Raw genomic sequence first — 1,724 nt, 5'->3', positions numbered from 1 at the left:
AAAAAAAGAAACAGACAATCTGTGTGGGCACTTGCGAGACAAAGAATGAAAAGTCTACGGACTTAAAAATTAAGTCTTGATAAGTGACACTGAAGATTCATTTGAATATGTCAGAGACAGTTATTGAGCATCAAACTTTAAATTGAAGAGTTTGATCATGGCTCAGATTGAACGCTGGCGGCAGGCTTAACACATGCAAGTCGAACGGTAACATGAGTGCTTGCACTTGATGACGAGTGGCGGACGGGTGAGTAAAGTATGGGGATCTGCCGAATGGAAGGGGACAACAGTTGGAAACGACTGCTAATACCGTATAATGTTGAGAGACCAAAGCATGGGACTTTCGGGCCATGCGCCATTTGATGAACCCATATGGGATTAGCTAGTAGGTGGGGTAAAGGCTCACCTAGGCGACGATCTCTAGCTGGTCTGAGAGGATGGCCAGCCACACTGGAACTGAGACACGGTCCAGACTCCTACGGGAGGCAGCAGTGGGGAATATTGCACAATGGGGGGAACCCTGATGCAGCCATGCCGCGTGTATGAAGAAGGCCTTCGGGTTGTAAAGTACTTTCGGTGATGAGGAAGGTAGCGTATCTAATAGGTGCGTTAATTGACGTTAATTACAGAAGAAGCACCGGCTAACTCCGTGCCAGCAGCCGCGGTAATACGGAGGGTGCGAGCGTTAATCGGAATGACTGGGCGTAAAGGGCATGTAGGCGGATAATTAAGTTAGGTGTGAAAGCCCTGGGCTCAACCTAGGAATTGCACTTAAAACTGGTTATCTGGAGTATTGTAGAGGAAGGTAGAATTCCACGTGTAGCGGTGAAATGCGTAGAGATGTGGAGGAATACCGGTGGCGAAGGCGGCCTTCTGGACAGATACTGACGCTGAGATGCGAAAGCGTGGGGAGCAAACAGGATTAGATACCCTGGTAGTCCACGCTGTAAACGATGTCGATTTGGAGTTTGTTGCCTAGAGTGATGGGCTCCGAAGCTAACGCGATAAATCGACCGCCTGGGGAGTACGGCCGCAAGGTTAAAACTCAAATGAATTGACGGGGGCCCGCACAAGCGGTGGAGCATGTGGTTTAATTCGATGCAACGCGAAGAACCTTACCTGGTCTTGACATCCACAGAATCTTGTAGAGATATGAGAGTGCCTTCGGGAACTGTGAGACAGGTGCTGCATGGCTGTCGTCAGCTCGTGTTGTGAAATGTTGGGTTAAGTCCCGCAACGAGCGCAACCCTTATCCTTTGTTGCCATCGGTTAGGCCGGGAACTCAAAGGAGACTGCCGTTGATAAAGCGGAGGAAGGTGGGGACGACGTCAAGTCATCATGGCCCTTACGACCAGGGCTACACACGTGCTACAATGGCGTATACAAAGGGAAGCGACCTCGCGAGAGTAAGCGGACCTCATAAAGTACGTCTAAGTCCGGATTGGAGTCTGCAACTCGACTCCATGAAGTCGGAATCGCTAGTAATCGTGAATCAGAATGTCACGGTGAATACGTTCCCGGGCCTTGTACACACCGCCCGTCACACCATGGGAGTGGGTTGCACCAGAAGTAGATAGCTTAACCTTCGGGAGGGCGTTTACCACGGTGTGGTTCATGACTGGGGTGAAGTCGTAACAAGGTAACCGTAGGGGAACCTGCGGTTGGATCACCTCCTTACGAAGAGCTCGTAAGTGTTCACACAGATTGTTTGTTTAGAAGAGAAG

Annotated in this window: 1 rRNA gene; it reads left to right on the top strand. The window is 50.1% G+C overall.

From position 1 onward, the window contains the following. Positions 1 to 139 precede the first annotated feature (139 nt). Positions 140 to 1,677: ribosomal RNA gene (locus ACYIAM_RS12820) — 16S ribosomal RNA — on the top strand. Positions 1,678 to 1,724: the final 47 nt, after the last annotated feature.

Source organism: Gilliamella sp. X-60, from assembly GCF_057063585.1.
This window is presented reverse-complemented; position numbering and strand designations above follow the sequence as displayed.